Here is a 24576-nt window from a genome sequence, read left to right on the forward strand (position 1 = left end):
GGGTCCTCCGAGGTCGGTGCGGGTGGTCGGTGCGGTGGTCGCCGCGGTGCCGGCGGCGGTCAGCCGACGAGCTCGGCGGGGTGCGCCGTCGTGGGCTCGCCGTCGCCGCGCGTCGCGCCGGGGCGGGCGAGGCCGAGGTGCTCGCGCAGGGTCGTGCCCGCGTACTCCGTGCGGAACGAGCCGCGCTCCTGGAGCAGCGGGACGACCTGGTCGAAGACGTCGTCGAGCCCGCCCGGCGTGAGGTGGGGCACGAGGATGAAGCCGTCGGAGGCGTCCTCCTGCACGTGGCGGTCGATGTCGTCCGCGACCTGCTGCGGCGTGCCGACGAACCCGCCGCGCGACGTCACCTGGATGACGAGCTCGCGGATCGACCAGCCGTTCGCCTCGGCCTGCTCGCGCCACGCCGCGGCGACCGCCGCCGGGTCCTTCGCGTGCCGCACCCGGCCGCGCGTGATCGACAGGTTCTCGGTGTCGGGGTCGACGTCGGGCAGCGGGCCCTCGGGGTCGTACGCCTCGAGGTCGCGGCCCCAGACCTGCTCGAGGAACGCGATCGCCGTCGGGCCCGAGACCTGCTGGAGCCGGATCTCCCGGGCGCGCTCCTCCGCCTCGGCGGGCGTGTCGCCCAGCACGACGACGGTCGCGGGCAGGATCTTCAGGGAGTCGCGCTCGCGCCCGTGCGCCGCGAGCCGCCCCTTGACGTCCTCGTAGAACGCGCGCCCGGCGTCGAACGTCGAGTGCGCGGAGAACACGACGTCGGCGGTCGCGGCGGCGAAGTCGCGCCCGTCGGCCGAGTCGCCCGCCTGGAACAGGACGGGGTGGCCCTGCGGGCCGCGCGGCGTCTCGAACAGCCCGACGACGTCCGCGTACGTCCCGTGGTGCGCGACCGGCCGCACCGCGCCGGGCCGCAGGAACTCGCCCGCGATCCGGTCGGCCAGCACGGCGTCGTCGTCCCACGAGTCCCACAGGGCGCGCGCGACCTCGACGACCTCGGCCGCCCGCGCGTACCGCTCGGGGTAGGGCAGGTACCCGCCGCGGCGGAAGTTGGCGCCCGTGAAGGCGTCGGGGCTCGTCACGAGGTTCCACGCCGCGCGGCCCTCGGAGAGCAGGTCGAGCGTCGCGAACTGCTTCGCGAGCTCCCACGGCTCGTTGAACGTCGTGTTGATCGTGCCCGCGAGGCCGAGCCGCTCGGTGACGGCGGCGAGCGCGGCGAGGACGGGCAGCGTGTCGGGGCGGCCGACGACGTCGAGGTCGTGGATGCGGCCCTTGTGCTCGCGCAGGCGCAGGCCCTCGGCGAGGAAGAAGAAGTCGAGCCTCGCCTCCTCGGCGCGGCGCGCGAGGTGCTCGAACGACGCGAAGTCGATCTGGCTGCGCGAGCGGGGGTCGCTCCACACGGTGGTGTTGTTGACGCCCGGGAAGTGGGCGCCGAGGTGGATCTGCTTGCGGGGTCGGGTGCTCATGTCGCGTCCGTCCGGGCTCAGGCGATCGCCGCGTAGCGGTTCGCGGGGTGCGGGAGGCCGAGCGTGTCGCGCAGCGTCGTGCCCGGGTACGCGGTGCGGAACAGGCCCACGCCCTGGAGCAGCGGCACGACCCCGTCGACGATCGCGTCGAGGTCCGTGCTCAGCGACGACGGCCGCAGCAGGAAGCCGTCGGCGGCACCGGCGTGCGCCCACTCCTCGACCGTCGCCGCGAGGTCGCGCGCCGTGCCGACGTGCGTCAGCGAGTCGGTGTCCCACGAGACGCCCTCGAGGTCCTCGAGCAGGTCGAGGCGGGCCTGCGCGCTCGCTCGCGTGTCGCCGACGACGACGTAGGCGTCCACGAGGACCCGGAGCGTGTCGGGGTCGCGCCCGGCCTCCGCGGCGGTGTCGCGCACCTGCGCCCGCAGCGCGACCGCCTCGTCCCGCGTCGCCGCCCGGACCCGCACGACGTCGGCCCGCCGGGCCGCGAGGTCGAGCGACGCCGGCGTGCTCGCCCGCACGACGACGGGCGGCTGGCCCTGCGGCGGGCGCGGCGTGATCGACGGCCCCTTCACCGCGAACCGGATGCCCTCGTGGTCGACGTAGTGCAGCTTCTCGCGGTCCACGAACCGGCCCGTCGCGACGTCGCGGATCTCGGCGTCGTCCTCCCACGAGTCCCACAGCCGCGTGACGACCTCGACCGCCTCGTCCGCCTCGGCCACGGCGTCGGGCTCGTCCTGGGCGCCCTTGCGCCCGAAGGCCGCGGCCTCGGCCGGGGTCGTGGACCACCCGACCTGCCATCCCGCGCGGCCGGAGCTCACATGGTCGATCGTCGCGACCGCCTTGGAGACGTGGAACGGCTCGGCGTGCGTGGTGGTGACGGTCGGGACGAGGCCGATGCCCGCGCTGCGCGGCGCGAGCCGGGACGCGACGAGCGCGGCGTCGAGACGGCCGCGCACGGACCCGTTGCGGCCCGGCTGGAGGGTGAAGGCGTCGTCGAGCGTGACGAGGTCGAGCAGGCCGCGCTGGGCCGTGGCCACGAGCTCGACGAGGCGCTTGGCGTCGAACAGGCGCTGGGCCTGGGAGCCCACGGTCCGCCAGGCGGCGGGGTGCGCACCGGCGTCGGTGAGGTCGACGCCCAGGTGGACGGTGCGGGCGGGGCGGGGGTCGGGCATCGCGAGGATCCGTTCTGGGACAGGCGCCGGCGGCGCGCTCAGGGCGCGGCGGGGTGCCGAGGGTGGGCAGGGTCGTCCCGCCGCGGGACGGCAGGGCGGGGCCGGGGAGGCCGGAGGGAGGCCCGTCAGGGCGTGCGCGCGAGGGCGCGCAGCGTCAGGAGCGGGGCGTCGTCAGCGACAACAGGTGACGCGCGCGGGGGCGCCGACCGGACAGGAGACGGCGGCCGCAGGGCCGACCGGACAGGGGCACGTCGGCGCGTGCGGGGTGCTCACCGCGGTGCTCGACTCTCGCCGGTCCATCGTCCGTCTCCTTCGTGCCCGTCTCCGGGCGCCGCGTGTTGCCCCGCACCGCGCAGGCCGCGCGACGCGGGACCTGGTCCTCACCCGGGGCACCCCGCCGCGCGGGAGGGTTGCCGTCCGACGAGCCGGGGCTTCGCGTCGGAGCTCATGACCGTGTCCTGTGCCGGGGTCCGTGGACCTCGGTTGCCGGGAACCTACGAGCGGTCGGAGAGGGTGTCAACGCACCGCCGGGACCTTCCCACATACTGGACTCGATCGGTCAACTTTGAGCAGCGGAGGCCGCCGTTTGCACCGAGTGCATCGATGCACCTAGTGTCAAGAGGTGCCTCTCCTCCCCGGACCCGAGCGCCCGACCGCGCCCGCGACGGGCGCCGTGACCCCGGACGCGCCGAGCGCGGACGTCCCCGGCCCGGACGCCGCGGCTCCCGACCGTCGCGCGGCCCTGCGTGCCCGCCACCGCCGTGCGATCGTCGCCGCCGCCGCGACGCTCATGGAGGAGAAGGGCGGCGCGCGCTTCACCGTCGACGAGCTCGCGGCCCGCGCCGACGTCGCGCGCCGCACGATCTTCAACCACTTCGCGTCGCTCGACGACGTCGTCGTCGAGGTCTGCGAGGACGTGCTGGGCACCGTCGTCGAGACGCTCGGGGCGAGCGCGGCCGAGCCGGGCACCGACCGCCCCACGCCCCTCGACGACGTCACCGCGGCGCTGCGCGGCACGGACCTCGTCGGCCCCATGGCCTACCTCACGCGCGCCCTCGGCGGTACCGCGACCGAGCCCACGCCGCGCGTCACGACGATGGTCGTGCGCACCTTCACCCACCTCGCCGAGCGCCTCGTCGCGGCGACCACGCGCCGGCACCCGGACGTCGACCCGCTCGAGATCGAGATGCTCGTGGGCGCGCTCATGGCCGGGGTCCTCGTCATCCAGCGGCGCTGGTGGGCCGAGACCGGCGCCGCCGACGACGACGCCTCGCGCGCGGTGTGGTCGGGCCTGCTTGACCGCCTCGTCGAACGGATCCGCGCCGGCTGGGCGGACCCCGCCTGACGCGAGCCGCACCCTCCCCGCGACCACCTCTCCCGCAGCATCACCCCCGCCACCCCGGGCACACCCGCCACCGGACTCCCACCGAAGGACCCTCATGGCTGAACTCCTCTACCGCCTCGGCCGCGCGTGCGCGCGCCGCGCGCGGACCGTCCTCGCCGCGTGGCTCGCGGTGCTCGTGCTCGCCGGGGCGGCGTTCGTCGCGTTCGGCGGCACGCTCGCCAGCAGCTTCTCGATCCCCGGCACCCCGACCGCCGACGTCACCGAGCGCCTCCAGACCGCGCTGCCCGAGGCGTCGGGCGGGAGCGGCACGATCGTCTTCGCGACGGACGACGGCGCCCCGTTCACGCCCGAGCAGGAGGCGGCGATCGCGGACCGCTTCGCCGCGGCGGAGGAGGTCGACGGCGTCGCGTCGGTCGTCGACCCGTTCGCGACGCAGGAGGAGCTCGCCGACCAGCGGAAGCAGATCGACGACGGCCGCACCCAGATCGCCGCGGGACGCGAGCAGATCGAGGACGGCCGCGCGCAGCTCGCCGCCGCGCAGGAGCAGGTCGACGCCGCGCGCGCCCAGCTCGACGCGGGCCAGGCCCAGCTCGACACCGCACGTGCCCAGGCGGAGGCTGCGGGCGCGCTGGAGCAGGCCGCGCCGCAGCTCGACGCGCAGCAGGCCGAGATCGACGCGGGCCGCGCCACGCTCGAGTCGCAGGCCACGACGCTCGACCAGCAGGTCGCCGCGCTGGAGGACCAGAGCGCGACGCTCGAGGAGCAGTCCGCGCAGCTCGAGCTCTCCGCTCCCCTGCTCGACATGGCGTCCGACATCCGCCTCGTGTCCACGGACGGGAGCGCGGCGGTCGCGAACGTGACGTTCACCGAGCCGAACATGAGCATCGACCAGCAGACGAAGGACGACCTCGTGGCCGTCTTCGCCGACGACCCCGTCGACGGCGTCCAGACCGACTTCTCGTCCGACATCGCCCAGGGCGTGCCGCAGGTGTTCGGCGTGGGCGAGGCCGTCGGCCTCGTCGTCGCGGCGATCGTGCTCGTCGTCATGCTGGGGACGCTCGTGGGCGCCGGCCTGCCGATCCTCACGGCACTCATCGGGGTCGGGATCGGCGCGCTCGCCGCGATGTCGCTGTCCGGGGTCGTGGAGATGTCGTCGGTGACGCCGGTGCTCGGCCTCATGCTGGGGCTCGCCGTCGGGATCGACTACTCGCTCTTCATCGTCAACCGGCACCGGCGCCAGCTCAAGCAGGGCGACGAGCTGCACGAGTCGATCGCGCTCGCGAACGGCACGTCGGGCAACGCGGTCGTGTTCGCCGGGGCGACGGTGCTCATCGCGCTGCTCGCGCTCAACGTCACCGGCATCCCGTTCCTCGGCCTCATGGGCACGGTCGGTGCGCTGTGCGTCGCGATCGCGGTGCTCATCGCCGTCACGCTCACGCCGGCCCTGCTCGGCATGATCGGCCCGCGGATCCTCAGCCGCCGCGAGCGCGCCGCGCTCGCCGGGACCGCCGCGACGACGGGCGCGTCGACGGGCGCGTCGACGGGTGCGGCGGCCGGCGCGTCGGCCGGTACCGCGTCGTCGGAGCCGGGCGCCGCGGGCGGCCTGCCCGCCGCGGAGCCCGTGCGCCCCATGTCGACCGTCCGCGCGGTGGGGACGGCGCTGCTCTCCGTCGTCGCGCTCGGCGTGATCGCCCTGCCCGCGCTCGACCTGCGGACCAACCTGCCCGACGGCTCGTCCGAGGCGCACGACTCCACGCAGTACCGCGCGTACTCGACCGTCGCCGAGGAGTTCGGCGAGGGCACGAACGGACCCCTGCTCGTCGTCGCCGACCTCCCCGGCGAGCCCACCGAGGCCGAGGCGCTCGAGTACCAGGTCGGCGTGGCCGAGGAGCTGTTCTCGCAGGACGACGTCGTGGCCGTCGCCCCGATCGGGACGTCCGAGGACCGCACGGTCGCGGCGTTCCAGGTGATCCCGGCCGAGGGTCCGACGAGCGAGTCGACCGAGGAGCTCGTGCACGCGCTGCGCGCCCTCGAGCCGCTCGACGGCGAGGTCACGCTCGGCGTCGCGGGCTCGGCCAGCGGCAACATCGACATCTCCGAGAAGCTCGCGCAGGCGCTGCCGATCTACCTCGCGGTCGTCGTCGGGCTGTCGCTCGTCATCCTCGTGCTCGTGTTCCGGTCGATCTTCGTGCCTGTCGTCGCGACGCTCGGGTTCATCCTGTCGTACTTCGCCGCGCTCGGCGGGGTCGTCGCGATCTACCAGTGGGGCTGGCTCGCGGGGGTGTTCGGCGTCGAGACGCCGGGCCCGATCCTCAACTTCCTGCCCACGATCCTCGTCGGCATCCTGTTCGGCCTCGCGATGGACTACCAGCTCTTCCTCGGCTCGGGGATGCGCGAGGCGTACGCGCACGGCGCCCCCGCGCGCGTCGCGATCGTGCAGGGCGTCCGCGCGGGCCGGGCCGTGGTGACGGCCGCGGCGATCATCATGATCTCCGTCTTCGGCGGGTTCGTCTTCTCGCACAGCGCGATGATCCGACCCATCGGGTTCGCGCTCGCGTTCGGCGTGCTGGTCGACGCGTTCGTCGTGCGGATGCTGCTCGTCCCGGCGCTCATGCACCTCGTGGGCGACAAGGCGTGGTGGCTCCCCCGCTGGCTCGACCGCATCCTGCCCGACGTCGACGTGGAGGGCGCCGCGCTCGAGCGCCGGCACCCGCACCACCTCGACGGGTCGACCGACCCGGCGGCCCAGGGCGGCGCGCCCGACGCCGGCACCGAGCCGGGCACCACCGGCCCGGACGCGACCGAGCCGGAGACCGCGCGCGGCTGAGGCCGCGGAGCCCCGCACCGGACCCGGTGCCACCGGTCGACGAGCGAGCCCGCTCGTCGGCCGGTGGTGCCGGGTCCGTCGTCGTCAGGGGCGGGGCACGTGCACCGTCGCGACGATCGCGCGGTGGTCGCTGCCCACGACGTGCAGGGAGCCGACGTCGGTCACGACGTTCTCACGGTCGGTCACCACGTGGTCGAGGTTGAGCACCGGCGGCACGACGCCGGGGCGCGGCGACCACGACAGGTCGAGCCCGCCGCCCGAGGCACGCGTCGCGTCGTGGAACCGGTCGCCGAGCAGCCGGCGGAACGTCGCGTGGTCGTGGGTGGAGTTGAAGTCGCCGACGAGCACCTGGGGCAGCGCGTCGCCGTGCGCGCGCTCGGCGAGCGCGTCCGTCTCCTCGTGCCAGATGTCGACGTACTCCGGGATCGGCGGGATCGGGTGCACCGCGGTGACCCGCACCGGCACGCCGTCGACCTCCACCGTTGCCGACGGCATCGCGTCGTTCGAGAACGGCTCGACGTCCACGTCGCGGAGCGGCAGCGCGCTCCACAGCCCGCTGCCCATGGCGCCGCGCCCGACCTTGCCGTCGGCGGTGTACGGCAGCACGTCCTCGATCCCCGCCGCGACGAGCCGCTCGCGCAGGTCCGTCGTGAGCTCCAGCACGGCGAGCATCTGCACGTCCTCGGTGCGGACGAGATCGACGAGCGCCTCCGCGTCCGCCGCGCCGTACCAGGTGTTGGCACCCATGACGCGCAGCGTCACCGCGTCGTCGGGCGGCGCGGGGCCGGGCACGAACGCGGGCACGAGCCACACCGCCTGCACGGTGACGCAGACGGCGAGCAGCGCCGCGAGCAGCCACCGGCGCGCGAGCAGCGTGAGCACGAGCCCGACGGCGGCGCCCAGGGCGACGAACGGCGTGAACCCGACGAGCTGCGCGACGGGCGTCCACGCGTCGTCGGGCAGCATGCGCACGAGCGTGAGGAGGAGCACGGCGACGACGCCCGTGGCGAGCACGACCGTGAGGGGTCGGCCGCCCGGTCGGCGCCGCGTCGTGACGCGCGCGGGCGGGAGGCGCGTGGTGGCCGAGGTCATGCCCGGACTCTCGCAGCGCCGGCCCCGCCGCCGCGACCCGCCCCACCGGCCCGCCCGGCGATCTCCACGGAACCCGCCCACCCGCCCGTCCCCTCCGTCCGCCGAGCACGAGGTTGCCGTCGTTCCGGGGTCCGTCCCGACGCCAACCTCGTGCTCGACCGAGGGCTGGACCGGGACCGGACGACGACGCCCCGGTCACCACGTGGTGACCGGGGCGTCGGTGGAGCGGGTGTCAGCCGAAGATGGCCGGCAGCGTGCCGCGGAAGGCCGCGTCCGCCTCGCTGAGCGGGACGGTGAACAGGCCCGCGACCTCGAGCGCCTCGCCCGACTCGGCGACGGCGCCGGGCTCGGTGCCCGTCTCGCCGATCTTCAGGACGGGGACGCCGCGCGCGACGCACGCGTCGACGAGCTTGGACTCCTCGCCGCGGGGCACCGCGACGAGCGCGCGGGCCGTCGACTCGGAGAACAGCGCCTCGAACGGCGTGACGCCGTCGCGCTCGGTCAGCGCGTCGAGCGACACGGTGGCCCCGACGCCGAAGCGCAGCGACGCCTCGAGGAGCCCCTGCGCGAGCCCGCCCTCGGAGAGGTCGTGCGCGGCCGACACGAGGTCGTCGCGGCTCGCGTTGACGAGCACGCCGGCGAGCGCCTTCTCGGCCGCGAGGTCGACCCGCGGGGGCACGCCGCCCAGGTGGCCGTGCTCGACGTCGGCCCACGCCGAGCCGTCGAGCTCCGCGCGCGTGGTGCCGAGGAGGTAGATGCTCTCCCCCGTCTCGCGCCAGCCCGACGGCGTGGCGTGGGCGACGTCGTCGAGCACGCCGAGCACGCCCACGACCGGGGTCGGGTGGATCGAGGAGTCGATCTGCCCCGGCTCGCCGGTCCCGTTGTAGAGCGACACGTTGCCGCCCGTCACGGGGACGCCGAGCTCGCGGCACGCGTCCGCGAGGCCCTCGATCGCCTCGACGAGCTGCCACATCGAGTCGGGGTCCTCGGGCGAGCCGAAGTTGAGGCAGTCGGTCACGGCGAGCGGGCGGGCGCCCGTCGTCGCGACGTTGCGGTACGCCTCGGCGAGCGCGAGGCGGGCGCCCGTGCGCGGGTCGAGCTTGCCGTAGCGGCCGTTCGCGTCCGTCGCGAGCGCGACGCCGAGGCCCGTGCTCTCGTCGACGCGGACCACGCCCGAGTCGTCAGGCTGCGCGAGCGCGGTGTTGCCCTGGACGAACCGGTCGTACTGATTCGTCACCCACTCCTTGGACGCGAGGTTCGGCGACGCGAGGAGGCGCAGGGCCGTCGCGCGGAGCTCGTCGCCGCTCTCGGGGCGGGCGAGCGCGTCGGCGTCCACGGTGCGGGCGTTGAGCCCGTCCTGCCACGACGGGCGCGCATACGGGCGGTGGTACACCGGGCCCTCGTGCGCGACGGTCCGCGGGTCGACGTCGACGATGCGCTCGCCGTGGTGGTCGATCGTCAGGCGCCCGGAGTCGTTGACCTCGCCGATCACGGCGGTCTCGACGTCCCACTTGGCGGTGATGGCGAGGAACTCGTCGAGCTTCTCCGGCGCGACGACCGCCATCATGCGCTCCTGCGACTCGGACATGAGGATCTCGCCCGCGTTGAGCGTCGGGTCGCGCAGCAGGACGTCGTCGAGCCACACGTGCATGCCGCCGTCGCCGTTCGAGGCGAGCTCCGACGTCGCGCACGAGATGCCGGCGGCACCGAGGTCCTGGATGCCCTCCACGACCTGCGCCGCGTAGAGCTCGAGGCAGCACTCGATGAGGACCTTCTCCATGAAGGGGTCGCCCACCTGGACGCTCGGGCGCTTGGCGGGCACGCCGTCCTCGAACGTCTCCGAGGCGAGGATCGAGGCGCCGCCGATGCCGTCGCCGCCCGTGCGGGCGCCGAACAGCACGACCTTGTTGCCGACGCCCGAGGCGTTGGCGAGGTGGATGTCCTCGTGGCGCAGCACGCCGAGGCACAGCGCGTTGACGAGGGGGTTGCCCTGGTACGAGGAGTCGAAGACGAGCTCGCCGCCGATGTTCGGCAGGCCGAGGCTGTTGCCGTACCCGCCGACGCCGCTCACGACGCCGTGCACGACGCGCGCCGTGTCCGGGTGGTCGACGGCGCCGAAGCGGAGCTGGTCCATGACGGCGACGGGGCGAGCGCCCATGGAGATGATGTCGCGCACGATGCCGCCGACACCCGTTGCGGCGCCCTGGTAGGGCTCGACGAACGACGGGTGGTTGTGCGACTCGACCTTGAACGTCACGGCCCAGCCGTCACCGATGTCGACGACGCCCGCGTTCTCGCCGATGCCGACGAGCAGGTGCTTCTTCATCTCGTCCGTGGTCGCCGCGCCGAACTTCGACAGGTGGACCTTGGACGACTTGTACGAGCAGTGCTCGGACCACATGACGGAGTACATCGCGAGCTCCGCGGCCGTGGGGCGGCGCCCCAGGATGTCGCGGATGCGCTGGTACTCGTCCGGCTTGAGGCCGAGCTCGGCGAACGGCTGGACCTCGTCGGGCGTGGCGGCGGCGTGCTCGACGGTGTCGAGCGTCGGCGCGGCGGGACGAGCCTCGGAGCGTGCGGAAGCCTGGGGTGCGGGGGCGGTCATCGTTTCCCTCGGGTGGGCGCTGAGCGGGGAGCGCACGACGGCGCGCGGCCAGTCTACCGGCGCCCGGGGAGAGGCCGTCCGGGCGTCTCGCGTCGCGGGCGACCGAGAAGTGAGACGAGCGTCTCGCCGTGCGGAAACCGGGTTTCCGGGTTCCGATGGAGGGGTGACCACCCTTCTCGAACCGACGTCCGGCACCGCCCGCAGCAGGACCAGCGACCTCCTCGACCCGCACCTGGAGCGGCTCGGCCACGAGCTCACGCTCGTCGAGCGCCAGCTCAACGGCTACTCCCGGCGCACGGGCTCCTACGTGGGCCGCGGGGCCGTCGAGACCGTCGAGCCGGCGGAGGGCCGCTACCGGGACGAGCTCGAGGCCGAGCGCGAGCGCATCCTGTCGCGCCTCGAGATGCTCAGCGCCATGCGCGTCGCCGCGTCCTGCTGACCACGACCGCGACCGCGACTCCGAGCGCGGCCACCGTGGGGCGCAGGACGGCTCAGAGCGTCAGCCCCAGCACGATCCCCAGCACGCCGAGCGCGGGCGGCACGAGCTGGACGAGCGCCGCCCGCGCCTTCGACGGCGACGACAGGATCAGCACGAGCCCCGCCGCGACCATCGACCCGGCCCCCGCGACCACGAGCGTCAGGCCGACGTCCTGCCGGTCCGCCGCGTACAGGACGATGCCGAGCACGACGAGCACCGCGAGGAACAGGTTGTAGAACCCCTGGTTGAAGGCCATCTCGCGCGTGGCCGCCGCCTCCTGCGGCGACGTGCCGAACGTGGCGCGGGTGCGGTCGCTCGTCCACGTGAGCGACTCCATGACGAAGATGTACACGTGGATCGCCGCGGCGACCCCCGCGAGCGCCAGCCCGAACCCGATCATCGTCGGTCCCTCCCGGTCCGCGAGGCCGCACGGTGCGCGGACCCCGGCATACCGACCGGGTGTCGCTGCCTCAGCGCTCCTCAGCGTTCCACAGGAGCGGCTCGGCTGCCGCGAGCGCCACGGCCAGCGCGCCGACCACGAGCCCGACGCGCGTGTGCGGCAGCCGCACGCCGCGGTCGCGCAGCCGCTCCCCGCGCCGGTAGACCCACTTCTCGCCCGCGACGACGAGGGTCGTCGCGAGCGCGAACCCGGCCGCCGCGCCCGCGACGGCGACGACCGCGGGCACCGGCGTGGTGTCGTCGTCGGTCGTCGCCCAGGTGTTGTCCTCCCGCGGGGCGCCGTCGGCGGTCGCGGTCCCGGGCGTCGCGTCCGTCCCGCCCGCGTCCGCCTCGCGGGCGGCGTCGCGCAGGGAGCGCAGGCCCTCGCGCGCCTCGGTCCCCTCGGTCGTCGAGGTGAACGTCAGCGCGACGGCGGCCGTCGCGACGGCGGTCTTGGCGAGCGCGCGCGCCCAGCGCGGGCGCACGGCGTCGGGCACGGCGTACCACGCCACGGTGGACAGCCCCGCGATCGCCACGGTGCGCGGGTCGGCGGCCCGTCGGGTCGGCGCGTGCTCGGTCATCATGTCCCTTCGTCGGCAGGTGTGCTCACGGGGCCTAACGGCTCGCGGCCGTGCCGGGTTCCTGCGGCGCGCAGGCGTTCGCGCAGGTAGCGCACCGCGGGGGCGTCGGTCATGGTCGCGCGCCACACGACCGTGACCGGGCGGGTCGGGACGGGCTCGCGCACGGGCACCGCGACGACGTCGGCCGGCAGCGGGCCGCGCCCGAGGCGCGGCACGAGCGCGACGGCGAGGTCCTGGGCCACGACCTCGACCTGCGACGCGAACTCGAGGCACCGGAAGTCGATGCGCGGGACGCGCGGCTCGCGCGCGAACATGTGGCAGAACCACTCGTAGCAGATGGTGCCGTCGGGCGTGCAGACCCAGGTCTCGTCGAGCAGGTCGGACGGCGTGAGCGCGGCCCGCCCCGCGAGCGGGCTCGACGCGTGCACGAGCACGTCGGCCTCGTCGCGGAACAGCTCCTCGGCGCGCAGGCTCGGCGGGAGCGCGAGGCCGACGCCCTCCCAGTGGTGCACGAGCGCGAGGTCGAGCGTGCCCGCCGCGACGGCCGCGACGGCGTCCCACGGCTCGGCCTCCTCGACGACGAGGCGCAGGTCCGGCACGTCGTCGCGCACCCGCGCGAGGAGCGGGGCGACGACGCCGCGCACCGCCGTCGAGAACGAGCCGAGGCGCACCGTCCCCGTGGGGCGCGCCCCGGCGTCGTGCAGGCGAGCCCGGAGCGACTCGACCTGCTCGCGCAGCGCGCGGCCCTCCTCGACGACGCGCCGCCCCGCGGCCGTGAGGACGACGCCCCGCCCCTCGCGGTCGAGCAGGCGCGCGCCGAGGTCGCGCTCCAGGCGCTTCACCTGCTGCGAGACGGCGGACGGCGTGTACCCGAGGTCGCGCGCCGCGGCGTGCACGGTGCCGGTGCGCTCGACGGCGAGCAGCGCGTCGACGGCGGCGAGGTCGATCATGCGACCGATGCTATCCGGAAGCCTCGCTACCGGGAACCGTGCACGACTGTGCGCTGGACGTGCACGATGCCGCGGGCGCACCCTCGATGCCATGCCGCTGCGCCCGTCCCTCCTCGCCGTCCTCGTCGCCGTCGTCTGGGGCGTGAACTTCGTCGTCATCGACCTCGGGCTCGGCGACGTGCCGCCGACGCTGTTCGTCGCCCTGCGCTTCCTCGTCGTCCTGGTCCCGGCGGTGTTCCTCGTGCCGCGGCCCCGCGCGCGGTGGCGGGACGTGCTGCTCGTCGGCACGTTCATGAGCCTCGGCCAGTTCGGCCTGCTGTACACCGCGCTCGCGCTCGGCATGCCCGCCGGGCTCGCGTCGCTCGTGCTCCAGGCCCAGGTCGGGCTCACCGTGCTGTTCGCCGCCGCGGCGCTGCGCGAGGTCCCGACGCGCGCGCAGCTCGTGGGCGTGCTGGTCGGGGCGGCCGGGCTGGTCGTCGTCGGCGTGGGCCGCAGCGCCTCGACGCCGGCCCTCGCGTTCGTCGTGACGCTCGCCGCCGCGGCGTCGTGGGCGGTGGGGAACGTCGTCGCCCGACGCGCCGGGAGCCGCCGCGACCTGGCCTCTCCCTCGCGCGACCAGGGCTCTACCCCGCGCGACCAGGGCTCTACCCCGCGCGACCAGGGCTCTACCTCGGGCGACCAGGGATCTCCCTCGCGGCCCGGGCTGGAGGGGCTGTCGATGACGGTGTGGTCGGCGCTCGTGGTGCCGGTCCCCATGCTCGGGCTGTCGCTCGCGCTCGACGGGCCGGACGTCGTCGGGCACGCGCTCACCCACCTCACGCTCGCGCCGGTCCTGTCGACCCTCTACACCGCCTGGCTCGCGAGCCTCGTGGGCTACGGGATCTGGAACACGCTCCTCGCGCGGTACCCGGCGTCGGCGGTCGTGCCGTTCACGATGCTCGTGCCGCCGGTCGGGATGCTCGCCGCGTGGCTCGTGCTCGACGAGGTGCCGAACGCGGCCGAGGTGGTGGGCGGCGTCGTGCTGCTCCTCGGCGTCGCGACGACGACGGGCGTCCTCGGGCGGCGCTCGCCCGGCACGGCAGTCGCGCCCGACGCGGCGGCGTCCTTCGTCGCGACCGACCCGCCCTCCGCTCCCGGGCGCCCCGACGCGACCGCGACCGACGGTCCGACCGGGACACGCGCGCGTTCGCGCTGACAGGACGCCCGCGCGGGGGTTCCATGGGAGTCCGGGACGTCCGAGACGCGAGGGAGCCTCTCATGAGCGAGACCGCGGGCCGCACGCAGGAACGGCAGCAACCGGAGCTCAAGCGCGTCATGGGGCCCAAGCTGCTCCTGCTGTTCATCGTCGGGGACATCCTGGGCACAGGCGTGTACGCGCTCACCGGCCAGGTCGCGGGCGAGGTCGGCGGGGCGGCGTGGCTGCCGTTCCTGCTCGCGTTCGTCGTCGCGACGATCACCGCGTTCTCCTACCTCGAGCTCGTCACGAAGTACCCGAGCGCCGCGGGCGCCGCGCTCTACACGCACAAGGCGTTCGGCATCCACCTGCTGACGTTCGTCGTCGCGTTCATGGTCATGAGCTCCGGGATCACGTCGGCCTCCACGGCGTCCAACGCGTTCGCGGGGTTCGTCTCCGACGGGTTCGGGCTCGAGCTGCCGACGGGCGGGGACGGGCGCCTGCTCATCGCCCTCGCCTTCATGGCCCTCGTCGCGCTCGTCAACCTGCGCGGGGTCGGGGAGAGCGTCAAGGCGAACGTCGTGCTGTCGCTCGTCGAACTGTCCGGCCTCCTGCTCGTCATCTTCGTGGGGCTGTGGGCGACGACGCAGGGCCGCGCCGACTTCTCGCGCGTCGTCGTGTTCGAGAGCGCCGACGACAAGAGCGTGTTCCTCGCCGTCACCGCCGCGACGACGCTCGCGTTCTTCGCGATGGTCGGGTTCGAGGACTCCGTGAACATGGCCGAGGAGTGCAAGAACCCCGTGCGGGACTTCCCGCGCATGATGCTCACCGGGCTCTCGATCACGGGCGCGATCTACGTGCTCGTCGCGATCACCGCCGTCGCGCTCGTCCCCGTGGGCGACCTCACGGACGACGCCAAGGGGTCCGCGCTCACGCAGGTCGTCGCGGCGGGCGCGCCGAACCTGCCGTTCGACACGATCTTCCCGTTCATCGGGATGTTCGCCGTCGCTAACTCCGCGCTCATCAACATGCTCATGGCGTCCCGCCTGCTCTACGGCATGGCGAACCAGGGCGTGCTGCCGCGCGCGTTCGGCCAGGTGCACCCGTTCGGCCGCACGCCGTGGGTCGCGATCCTCGTGACGACGGCCATCGCGTTCGCGCTCATCGTGTACGTCGTGCGGCAGTCCGGGACCGCGGCGGGAACCAACGCGATCGCCCTCCTGGGCGGGACGACGTCGCTGCTCCTGCTCGTCGTCTTCACGATCGTCAACGTCGCCCTCCTCGTGCTGCGTCGTGACCGCGTCGACCACGAGCACTTCCGCACCCGCACCTCGCTCGCGGTGCTCGGCGCCCTCACGTGCGCGTACCTCGCCGGGCCGTGGGCCCGCAGCGCCGAGCAGCAGGAGCAGTACGTCATCGCGGGCGCGCTCGTGGCCCTCGGGGTCGTGCTCTCGTTCGTCACGTGGCTCTACAACCGCTCGGTGCGCCACCGCCGGATCGCGTTCTCCGACGTGTCGCGCCTGGAGGACGACGTCGACGACGACGGCCCGGGGCGGTGACCGCCGTCGCGCATGATGGGCCCATGCAGATCCGCGTCGCCGCCTACGCCGTGGTCGTCCGCGAGGACGGCCGGATGCTCCTCCCCCACTGGAGCGAGGGGGACCGCGGCGGCTGGACGCTGCCCGGCGGCGGCATCGACCCGGGCGAGGACCCCGCCGCCGCGGCCGTCCGCGAGGTGCGCGAGGAGACCGGCTACGACGTCGAGCTCGACGGCCTGCTCGGCGTCGACAGCCTCGTGATCGACGCCGCCGACCGGATCCGGCCCGAGGACCGCGACCGGTCGCTGCACGCGATCCGCATCGTCTACCGGGCCCACGTGGTGGGCGGCGAGCTGCGCGTCGAGGAGGACGAGTCGACCGACGACGTCGGCTGGTTCACGCCCGACGAGGTCGACGCGCTGGATCGTGTCGGCCTCGTCGACGTGGCCCGCCGGTGGGCCGGCCTGCTCCCCGTGCCGTCGTGACCCGCCCGCGCCGGGTGGCCGGCGGGCGGCCCGGGACGACGGTGCTGGGCGCGCTCGCCGTCGCCGTCCTCGTCCCGGTCGCGCTCGCCGCGTGCACGCCCGGCACCCCGCCGCCGGACCCGGACGCGGTGACGTCCGCACCGGCGCAGGCCCCGTCCCCCGATCCCGGCGCCACCACGGAGGACGGCGGCGCCGCGGACGACCCGAACGGCGACCGGAGCGGCGGCGCCGAGCCGACGGCCGTGCGCGTCCCCGTCGGGACGGCGACGGTCGAGATCGCCGTGCCCCCGCCGACGTCGGGCGGGGCGACGCCTCCCCGCGTCACGGCCGACGCCGAGGGCGCGTCCGACGTCACGCTCACCCTCGCGGGCGCCCCTGCCGTGGTCTCGGTGGAGGGCGGCTCGCTCGTGCGCCACCCGGACGGCACGCTCACCGTCCTGGACGACGGCGGCACACCCGTCGGCGGGCTCGGCGCCCCGCGCGTCGCGGGCCGGCACGGAGCGCCGGGCACGCCCGGCGCGGACGGCGCGGACGGCGCAAGCGGGGCGGCGAGCGGGACGGCCGACGGCGCGGACGCCGGCCCCGCGGCGAGCACCCCCGCGCCCGGGACCCCGCGCGTCCGGGTCGCGCTCGTCGACGCCCACCGCGCGGAGGTGACGCTCGTGGGGACCGCGGGGACGACGTCGGACGCGGACGACGCGGCGGGCGCTCCCGCCGGGGACGCGGACGGGACCGCGACGCCGGACGCCGCCGCGGCGTGGGACGTCGTCGTCCCGCTCGGCACGCGCGCTGTGCGGAGCACCGGCTGGGGCGAACGCGAGGGCGGCCGATCGCTCGCCGTCGACCCGACGGCGTGGGCCCGCGCCGCCGGGCAGGCGGGCCGTGAGCTCGTGTGGGCGCAGGTCGTCGCCGCCGAGCCGGAGGCCGACACCCCGACGATGCACGACCAGCTCGTGTGCCACGCCGTCGGCGCCCCGGACAAGGCGACGTGGAACCTCGAGCCCTGGCGGCCCGACGTCGGGCTGCTCGCCACGATGTCCGCGCGCTGCAACCCCGCCTGACCGCCGCCGTCGACCCGACTGCGGCCCGTGCACCGGCTCGGCCGCCGAGCACGACGCCCCTCCCCGTCGAGCACGAGGTTCCTGTCGGCACGCGCCTCGGAACGACACGAACCTCGTGCTCGGCGACCGGGACGGAGACCGAGACGGCAACGGCCCGGGCGGCGCGACGGCTGGTGGACGTCGTGCCGCCCGGGCCTGACCCTCGGCAGCGGTACCGCTCCGCCTGCGACGCCGAGGACGTTCCGGGGTGGCGCCGAGGACGGCGCCGGGGTGGTCAGCGGGCCTGCGGGCCGCCCTTCGCGGCCTTGCGCAGCGACTTCTCGCTCCGCGGCTCGTCGCCGCTCGCGCGCAGGCGCCGGTAGTAGTCGCGCGCCTCGTCCTGGCGCTCCTTCTCGATGCCCGTCGCGATCGTCGCGCGCAGGTGCTCGGGGCCGTAGCCCCAGGCGTCCACGAGGTCCTGCGCGTGCGGGCGCAGCCGGTCGATGAGGCGGTCCAGGTAGCTCGTCACCGTGCGCGCGCGCTGCGTCGAGAGGCGCCCGTTGAGCAGGTACCAGGCCAGGTGCCGCTCGACGAGGCTCAGGCCGAACAGGTCGCGCACCGTGGTGAGGACCTCGCGCGTGCCCGCGTCCTCGATCGTGCCGAGCGCCTGCGTGAACGCCTCCCAGCGCAGCAGCTCCGCGTGGGCGCGGGCCGCCTCGACGAGCTCGACCTGGTGGGCGTTGAACAGGTTCGTCGCCGTCTCCGGGTCGGCCTTCTGCGCCGGGCGCAGCGCCTGCGCGACGTCCGCGACCATCGTCTCGACCCGGTCGGTGAGCAGCGCGCGCTGCGTCTCGGGGTCGCGCAGGTGGCCGGCCGCACGGCGCGGGTCGCCGACGTCCGCGAGCGCCTGCGCGGCCCGCTTGAGCGGCGTGCGGTGCAGCGCCATGTCGCCCGCGCGCTCGACGACGACGCGCGCCATCTGGCCCGGGGTGATGCCCTTGAACTGCTTGCCGTAGTCGGCGAGCAGGCGCTTCGCGACGAGCTGGAGCAGCACGGTGTTGTCGCCCTCGAACGTCGCGTACACGTCGAGGTCCGCGCGCAGGCTCGTGATGCGGTTGGTCGTGAGGAACCCGGCCCCGCCGCACGCCTCGCGCGTCTCCTGGAGCACGTCGAGCGCGAACCGCGTGCTCGTCGCCTTGAGCGCGGCCGCCGTCGTCTCGAGGTCCTCGCGCTGCTCCGGGGTGTCCTCCTCGCCGGAGAACACCGAGTGGAACAGGTCGAGCAGGCGGTCGTGCGCGAAGTGGGCCGCGTAGGTCTCCGCGATGGGGACGATGAGGCGACGCTTGTGCGTGCCGTAGTCGAGGAGCACGACCTCCTCCGTCGGCGTCGCGCCCGTGAACTGGCGGCGCTCGTTCGCGTACCGCACCGCGATCGCGAGGCCGAGCTTCGCCGCGGTCACCGCGGCGCCGTCGAGCGACACGCGACCCTGGACGAGCGAGCCGAGCATCGTGAAGAAGCGGCGTCCGGGGCTGTCGATGGGGCTGGAGTACGTGCCGTCGGCGTCCACCGAGCCGTAGCGGGCGAGCAGGTCGGTGCGCGGGACCCGCACGTGGTCGAAGTGCAGGCGCCCGTTGTCGATGCCGTTGAGCCCGCCCTTCTGGCCGTCGTCCTCGCCGCCCACGCCGGGCAGGAAGGGCAGCCGGCCGAGCTCGTCGCGCTCGCCCGCGGTGTCGCGGATGGGCACGTAGAACGCGTGCACGCCGTGGTTGACGTTCTTCGTGATCAGCTGTGCGAACACGACGGCGGCGACGCCGTGCACGCCCGCGTTCCCGAGGTAGTCCTTCCACGCCCCGCGGAACGGGGTGTGGATGACGAACTCCTCGGTCTCCGGGTCGTACGTCGCCGTGGTGGCGATGCTCGCGACGTCGGACCCGTGGCCGATCTCCGTCATGGCGAACGCACCCGGCACCGAGAGGTCCATGGCGCCCGGCAGGAGGCGGTCCTGCTGCTCGGGCGTGCCCAGGTGCAGGATCGCCGAGCCGAACAGCCCCCACTGCACGCCCGCCTTGATCTGCAGCGACGGGTCGGCCGCGACGAGCTCCTCGAACCCGGCGAGGTTGCCGCCCGCGTCGTCCGCGCCGCCGAGGCGCTCCGGGTACCCGCGCCACACCTGGCCCTTGCCCACGAGCAGGTGCATCTGCTCCAGCACGCGCTCGCGGTGCTCCCGCAGGCTCAGGCCCTCGATGCGCTGGAACGCCTCCTCGCCCGCGGTCGCGCGCGCCGCCGCGCGCAGGTCGGCCCAGCGGCCGAGCAGGATCTTCTCGAGCGCGGCGACGTCGACGCGGGCGTCGCCCTGCGACGTCGGGCCCGCGTCGCCGGCGCTCGTCGTGCGCGGTGCGAGCGCGGGACGGTCGGACGTGGCGGTCATGGCTTCTCCTTGGGGTCTGAGGCGGTCGCCGGGTGCGGAGGGCGGACGGCGTCGGGGCGGGTCGTGCCCGGGTTGTGGGAGAGGACGCCGACGGGGCCGGCCCACAGCCACGCGGCGACGCGCTCGGTGAGCTGCTCGCGGTCGGGGACGTCGGCGCGGTCGCGGTGGGCGAGCCACCACTCGCCGGCGCCCCGGACGAACCCGACGGCGCCCGCGGCCCACGCCGCGGCGTCGGCCGGGGAGACGTCGGTGACCCGGGCGAAGGGCTCGGCGACGAGCTCGATCACCGAGTCGAGGAAGGCGGCGAGCGGGGCGCGGTCGGCGCCGCCCGCGCCCTGGGTGAGGCCGCTCGCCGCGAGCTGGGCGGCGGGCTCCTCCGTCCCCGCGACGGCGCTCGTCCGGGTGACGAAGTAGTACACGTTGGGCGAGCTCTCGATCATCTCGAGGTACACGCCGACCATCGCGCGCAGCGCGCGCTTGGGCGTCTCGGCGGCCTCGGCCGCCTGGGTCAGGGCGTCGTGCATCTGCCCCACGACGGCGGAGCCCAGGGCGACCTGGAGCCCGGTCTTGTCGTCGAAGTAGCGGTAGATGATCGACTTCGACGTGCCCGACGCCGCCGCGATCTCGTCCATGGAGACCCCGGGGCCTCCCCGGTGCACCGCCTTGCTGGCCGCCCGGATGAGCTCCGCGCGGCGCGCCGCCCGGTGCTCGTCCCAGCGGGTCGACCGGCCGTCGACCACGGCGGCCGGCTGCACCCGCCCTCGGGTGACCGGTCGCGCGTCGGCACCTGCGTTCACGTCGTCCTCCGTTGCGCCCGACCTCGATGTCGTCGGCACCTCGTCACGGGTGCCGTGCCGGGGCAGGGCACAGCCCTGTGACCCGACTCACGAAACCGAGAGTATCAGGTACTCTTGGTATTGGACACCAACCGGCCCTCTCCCCCGCCTCGCGCACGCCGTGCCGAGGCGCTCTCCCGGGTCGGCACCGAACGCAGCGCAGCGAGCACGGACAGGAAGTGAGGCACAGTGGCCACCAGCACCAGCCCCCGCCCGACCCCCGAGCAGTCCCCCCGGGAAGACGCCCCCGCGGGCGCTCCCCGCGACGCGTGGGTCGTGGGCGGGAACCGCATCCCGTTCGCCCGCGCCGGCAAGAAGTACGCGTCCGCGAGCAACCAGGAGATGTTCACCGCCGCGCTCGAGGGGCTCGTCGCGCGCTTCGGCCTCCAGGGCGAGCGGCTCGGGGAGGTCGTCGGCGGCGCCGTGCTCAAGCACTCCCGCGACTTCAACCTCGTGCGCGAGTCGGTGCTCGGGTCGTCGCTCTCCCCGCAGACCCCGGCCTACGACCTCCAGCAGGCGTGCGCGACCGGCCTGGAGGCGACCATCGCCGTCGCGAACAAGATCCGTCTCGGCCAGGTCGAGTCGGGCGTCGCGGGCGGCTCAGACACCGTGTCCGACGCCCCCATCGCCGTGAGCGAGGGCCTGCGTCGGGCGCTGCTCGAGGCGAGCCACGCCAAGACCTTCGGCCAGCGCGTCAAGGCGTTCGCGAAGGTCCGCCCCGCCGACCTCGCGCCCCTCACGCCCGCCACCGACGAGCCGCGCACCGGCCTGTCGATGGGCGAGCACCAGGCGATCACGACGGCCCGCTGGGACATCTCGCGCGAGGCGCAGGACGAGCTCGCGCTCGCGAGCCACGAGCACCTCGCGGCCGCGTGGGACGCCGGGTTCTTCGACGACCTCGTCACCCCGTTCCGCGGGCTCGTGCGCGACGACAACCTGCGCGCCGACTCGTCGCTCGAGAAGCTCGCCGCGCTCAAGCCGGTGTACGGCAAGCGTCTGGAAGGCGTCACCCCGACCATGACGGCGGGCAACTCGACCCCGCTCACCGACGGCGCGTCGACCGTCCTCCTCGCCTCGGCCGAGTGGGCGCGCGAGCGCGACCTGCCGCTCCTCGCGCGCGTCGTCGACGCGGAGACCGCCGCCGTCGACTTCGTGCACGGCCACGAGGGCCTGCTCATGGCCCCCGCGCACGCGGTCCCCCGCCTGCTCGCCCGCAACGGGCTCGCGCTCGGCGACTTCGACCTCTACGAGATTCACGAGGCGTTCGCGTCGACCGTGCTCACGACGCTCAGGGCCTGGGAGGACGACGAGTACTGCCGCACCGAGCTCGGGCTCGACGGCGCGCTCGGCTCGATCGACCGCTCGCGGCTCAACGTCAACGGCTCCTCGCTCGCCGCGGGCCACCCGTTCGCCGCGACCGGCGGGCGCATCGTCGCGACGGCGGCCAAGCTCCTCGCGCAGCGCACCGCCGAGACCGGGGCGCCCGCGCGTGCGCTGATCTCCGTGTGCGCCGCGGGGGGCCTCGGCGTCGCCGCGATCCTCGAGTCCGTCCCCGCGACCGACGCCGCCTGACGCCCCGACGACCGAGAGGAACCCCCGTGACCGACTCCTACGTCCAGGCCGTCAACTCCGGCTTCACGAAGACGCTCGCCAAGAAGCTCGGCCTCCCGCGCCCCGCGGTCCTGCGCCGCTTCCGCGCGGGCGACCCGCTCACCGTCGGGCCCGTGCTCGTGCTCGGCGGCACGCCGGGCGTGCGCGACGACGCCGACCTCGTCGCCGAGGCCCTGCTCGGCTGGGACCTCGACGTCCGCCAGACCCCGGACGACACGACCCGCTGGGGCGCGGTCGTCGTCGTGCTCAGCGGGATCGAGCGGCCGCAGGACGCGTCCGCGCCCGTCATGGCGCTCTCGGCGACGCTCCGCCGCCTCGCGCCCAACGGCCGCGTCGTGACGATCTCGCGCGCGCCCGCCGACACCGACTCCCCCGAGCTCGCCGCCGCCCGCGAGGGCGTCGACGGGTTCCTGCGGTCCGTCGCCAAGGAGCTGCGCTACGGCGCGACCGCCAACGGCATCCAGGTGACCGACGACGCCCCTGTCGACAGCCCGAGCGTCCTCGCGACCCTCCGCTTCTTCCTGTCCGCCAAGTCCGCGTTCGTCGACGGCCAGCTCCTCCGGGTGGGCCCGAGCGCGACCGAGGGCGCCGCCGGCAGCACCTCCACCGACCTCGACCAGCCGCTCGCCGGCAAGGTCGCTGTCGTCACGGGCGCGGCCCGCGGCATCGGGGCGCAGGTCGCCCGGACGCTCGCGCGCGACGGCGCGAAGGTCGTCGTGGTCGACGTGCCCGCGGCGGGCGAGGCGCTCGCCCGGGTGGCGAACGAGATCAAGGGCACGGCGCTGCAGCTCGACGTGACCGCCGACGACGCGGGCGCCCGGATCCTCGAGCACGCGCGCGCACGGCACGGCGGGCTCGACGTCCTCGTGCACAACGCCGGCATCCTCCGCGACAAGCTGCTCGCCAACATGTCGCCCGACAAGTGGGACGCGGTGGTCGCGGTGAACCTCGCCGCGCAGCTGCGGATCACGGAGTACCTGCTCGGCGCGAACGGGTTCTCCTCCGCGCCGCGCGTCGTGTCGCTCGCCTCGACGAGCGGGATCGCGGGCAACCGGGGCCAGGCGAACTACGCGTTCTCCAAGGCGGGCGTCATCGGGCACACGCGCGCGTTCGCCCGCCTGCTCGCGGCGCCGGGCGGTCCGGGCGGGACGGCGAACGCCGTCGCGCCGGGCTTCATCGAGACGGACATGACGGCGTCGATCCCGTTCGTGCAGCGCGAGGTCGCGCGCCGCGTCGCGTCGCTCCAGCAGGGCGGCCAGCCCGTGGACGTCGCCGAGGCGATCGCGTTCCTCGCGTCGCCCGCGGCCGGGGGCGTCAACGGGCAGGTGCTGCGCGTGTGCGGCCAGAACGTGGTGGGCCGGTGACGGCGCCCGCGGGCGCCCCGGCGCGCGTCGAGACGCTGCCCGCCGTCCCGGGTCTGGGCGGCCTGTACGTGCGCGGGCTCGCGGCGTCGGGCCGGATCGCGGCGGCGCACCGGCTGCCCGTCCGGGGCGGCCGGACGGAGCTGACGCTCCCGGACGTCACCTACCGGGCCGCGGCCGTCCCGACGGGCGACGACGCGGCGCCGGGCCACGTCGGCAGCGCCGCACACCTCGCGCGGTACGCGCGGCTCGTGGGCGAGGCGCCGTCGGACGTCCTGCCCGCCGGGTACCTGCACGTGCTGGGGTTCCCGCTCGCGACGGCCGTCATGGTGCGGGCCGACTTCCCGCTCCCGCTGCTCGGCATGGTGCACCTCGCGAACTCGGTGTCCGTGCTGCGCCCGGTGCGGCTCGGGGACGCGCTCGAGGTCCGCGCGTGGGCGCAGGACCTGCGCCCGCACCGTCGCGGAGTCCAGGTGGACCTCGTCACGGAGGTCTCGGTGCTGCGCACGGACGACGAGCGCGCCGCCGGCAGCGGGCTGGCCGCGACGACGCTCGCCTACCGGGGCGTCTCGACGTACCTCGCGAAGGGCGCCTCCCTCCCGGGCGGCCCCGCCCCGGCCGACGCCGACGGCCCGGCCGCGTTCGTCCCACCCCTGCCCACCGCGCGGTGGAGGCTCGGGGCGGGGACCGGCCGCGCGTACGCGGCGGTGTCCGGCGACCGCAACCCGATCCACACCTCGGCGCTGGGCGCCAAGGCGTTCGGGTTCCCGCGGGCCATCGCGCACGGCATGTACACCGCGGCGCGGGCGCTCGCCGAGGCGGGCCCCGGTCGCGGCGACGCCTACGACTGGACCGTCGCGTTCGCCAAGCCGGTGCTGCTGCCCGGCACGGTCGACGTCGCGCTGCGCCCGGCGGGCGACGTGCCCGCCGAGGTGCGGGACGCCGTCGGGCAGGTCGCGGCGGCCGTGCCCGACGGCGCGGGCGACCCGGGCACGGGCGTCACCTACCAGGCGTGGGACGGCAAGGGCCGCCTCCACCTCGCGGGCCGCGTCACCCCCCGCCCCTGACCCTCGCCGCCGAGCACGGGGTCGATGTCGTTCTCGAGCGCATGACGACACCTACCCCGTGCTCGACGCCACGCAGGCTCGTGCTCGGCGT

At 75.2% G+C, this 24576-nt stretch carries 19 protein-coding genes and 1 riboswitch; of the genes, 10 read left to right on the forward strand and 9 right to left on the reverse strand.

Going from position 1 to position 24576, the window contains the following annotated elements:
* Positions 1-59: 59 nt before the first annotated feature.
* Both ACPCUX_RS10340 and ACPCUX_RS10345 read right to left on the reverse strand, forming a co-directional pair.
* Positions 60-1457, reverse strand: a complete 1398-nt coding sequence (locus ACPCUX_RS10340; protein WP_163186184.1) for an NtaA/DmoA family FMN-dependent monooxygenase — start codon at positions 1455-1457, stop codon at positions 60-62.
* A 17-nt stretch (positions 1458-1474) separates the two neighbouring features.
* Positions 1475-2629, reverse strand: a complete 1155-nt coding sequence (locus ACPCUX_RS10345; RefSeq protein WP_423388692.1) for an LLM class flavin-dependent oxidoreductase — start codon at positions 2627-2629, stop codon at positions 1475-1477.
* Between the two features lie 345 nt (positions 2630-2974).
* Positions 2975-3082, reverse strand: a riboswitch (SAM riboswitch).
* Positions 3083-3251: 169 nt separating this feature from the next.
* Between ACPCUX_RS10345 and ACPCUX_RS10350 the strand changes: the two genes are divergently transcribed.
* On the forward strand, positions 3252-3974 hold the full coding sequence (locus ACPCUX_RS10350) for a TetR/AcrR family transcriptional regulator (RefSeq protein WP_354805762.1): 723 nt from the start codon (positions 3252-3254) through the stop codon (positions 3972-3974).
* A gap of 94 nt (positions 3975-4068) precedes the next feature.
* A complete protein-coding gene (locus ACPCUX_RS10355) occupies positions 4069-6801 on the forward strand; it encodes an MMPL family transporter (protein ID WP_423388693.1) in 2733 nt (910 codons plus the stop codon).
* Positions 6802-6885: 84 nt separating this feature from the next.
* Here ACPCUX_RS10355 and ACPCUX_RS10360 read toward each other — a convergent pair whose 3' ends face one another.
* Both ACPCUX_RS10360 and purL read right to left on the reverse strand, forming a co-directional pair.
* Positions 6886-7893: an endonuclease/exonuclease/phosphatase family protein gene (locus ACPCUX_RS10360; protein ID WP_423388694.1), complete on the reverse strand. Its 1008-nt coding sequence runs from the start codon at positions 7891-7893 to the stop codon at positions 6886-6888.
* Between the two features lie 232 nt (positions 7894-8125).
* On the reverse strand, positions 8126-10498 hold the full coding sequence (gene purL / locus ACPCUX_RS10365; protein ID WP_340696979.1) for a phosphoribosylformylglycinamidine synthase subunit PurL: 2373 nt from the start codon (positions 10496-10498) through the stop codon (positions 8126-8128).
* 163 nt (positions 10499-10661) lie between these two features.
* On the opposite strand from purL, the gene ACPCUX_RS10370 reads away from it, so the two are divergent.
* A complete protein-coding gene (locus tag ACPCUX_RS10370) occupies positions 10662-10937 on the forward strand; it encodes a hypothetical protein (RefSeq protein WP_034651373.1) in 276 nt (91 codons plus the stop codon).
* 52 nt (positions 10938-10989) lie between these two features.
* Here the strand turns inward: ACPCUX_RS10370 and ACPCUX_RS10375 are convergent, their stop codons facing one another.
* The 3 genes from ACPCUX_RS10375 to ACPCUX_RS10385 form a co-directional block, all read right to left on the reverse strand.
* A complete protein-coding gene (locus tag ACPCUX_RS10375; RefSeq protein WP_423388695.1) occupies positions 10990-11376 on the reverse strand; it encodes a DUF1304 domain-containing protein in 387 nt (128 codons plus the stop codon).
* A gap of 70 nt (positions 11377-11446) precedes the next feature.
* On the reverse strand, positions 11447-11995 hold the full coding sequence (locus ACPCUX_RS10380; protein ID WP_423388696.1) for a hypothetical protein: 549 nt from the start codon (positions 11993-11995) through the stop codon (positions 11447-11449).
* On the reverse strand, positions 11995-12945 hold the full coding sequence (locus tag ACPCUX_RS10385) for a LysR family transcriptional regulator (protein WP_186325200.1): 951 nt from the start codon (positions 12943-12945) through the stop codon (positions 11995-11997). The genes ACPCUX_RS10380 and ACPCUX_RS10385 overlap by 1 nt, the downstream gene beginning before the upstream one ends.
* 91 nt (positions 12946-13036) lie before the next feature.
* On the opposite strand from ACPCUX_RS10385, the gene ACPCUX_RS10390 reads away from it, so the two are divergent.
* The 4 genes from ACPCUX_RS10390 (at position 13037) to ACPCUX_RS10405 (ending at position 17203) form a co-directional block, all read left to right on the forward strand.
* Positions 13037-14140, forward strand: a complete 1104-nt coding sequence (locus tag ACPCUX_RS10390) for an EamA family transporter (RefSeq protein WP_423388697.1) — start codon at positions 13037-13039, stop codon at positions 14138-14140.
* A 62-nt stretch (positions 14141-14202) separates the two neighbouring features.
* Entirely contained in the window at positions 14203-15678 is a 1476-nt protein-coding gene (locus tag ACPCUX_RS10395) for an APC family permease (RefSeq protein WP_423388698.1), read from the forward strand.
* Between the two features lie 23 nt (positions 15679-15701).
* Positions 15702-16142 (forward strand): NUDIX hydrolase, encoded by a 441-nt coding sequence (locus ACPCUX_RS10400; RefSeq protein ID WP_061267120.1) that lies wholly within the window; start codon positions 15702-15704, stop codon positions 16140-16142.
* Positions 16139-17203, forward strand: coding sequence for a DUF2599 domain-containing protein (locus tag ACPCUX_RS10405; protein ID WP_423388699.1), 1065 nt, complete (start codon positions 16139-16141; stop codon positions 17201-17203). Before ACPCUX_RS10400 ends, ACPCUX_RS10405 begins: the two co-directional genes overlap by 4 nt.
* 274 nt (positions 17204-17477) lie before the next feature.
* Here ACPCUX_RS10405 and ACPCUX_RS10410 read toward each other — a convergent pair whose 3' ends face one another.
* Positions 17478-19610 carry an acyl-CoA dehydrogenase gene (locus ACPCUX_RS10410; RefSeq protein ID WP_144721466.1) on the reverse strand — a complete coding sequence of 711 codons (2133 nt, stop codon included), beginning with the start codon at positions 19608-19610 and terminating at the stop codon, positions 17478-17480.
* Positions 19607-20407 carry a TetR/AcrR family transcriptional regulator gene (locus ACPCUX_RS10415; protein WP_228485206.1) on the reverse strand — a complete coding sequence of 267 codons (801 nt, stop codon included), beginning with the start codon at positions 20405-20407 and terminating at the stop codon, positions 19607-19609. Before ACPCUX_RS10415 ends, ACPCUX_RS10410 begins: the two co-directional genes overlap by 4 nt.
* A 228-nt stretch (positions 20408-20635) precedes the next feature.
* On the opposite strand from ACPCUX_RS10415, the gene ACPCUX_RS10420 reads away from it, so the two are divergent.
* Genes ACPCUX_RS10420 through ACPCUX_RS10430 form a run of 3 tightly spaced genes read left to right on the forward strand, consistent with a single transcriptional unit; the run spans position 20636 to position 24485 of the window.
* The gene (locus ACPCUX_RS10420) at positions 20636-22018 is read left to right on the forward strand and encodes an acetyl-CoA C-acetyltransferase (protein ID WP_423388700.1); all 1383 of its coding nucleotides are present in this window, start codon (positions 20636-20638) and stop codon (positions 22016-22018) included.
* 26 nt (positions 22019-22044) lie between these two features.
* Positions 22045-23421, forward strand: a complete 1377-nt coding sequence (locus ACPCUX_RS10425; protein WP_423388701.1) for a 3-oxoacyl-ACP reductase — start codon at positions 22045-22047, stop codon at positions 23419-23421.
* Positions 23418-24485: a MaoC/PaaZ C-terminal domain-containing protein gene (locus ACPCUX_RS10430; RefSeq protein WP_423388702.1), complete on the forward strand. Its 1068-nt coding sequence runs from the start codon at positions 23418-23420 to the stop codon at positions 24483-24485. Before ACPCUX_RS10425 ends, ACPCUX_RS10430 begins: the two co-directional genes overlap by 4 nt.
* Positions 24486-24576: the final 91 nt, after the last annotated feature.

Source organism: Cellulosimicrobium sp. AB352 (assembly GCF_049538415.1).
Taxonomy (GTDB): domain Bacteria; phylum Actinomycetota; class Actinomycetes; order Actinomycetales; family Cellulomonadaceae; genus Cellulosimicrobium; species Cellulosimicrobium funkei.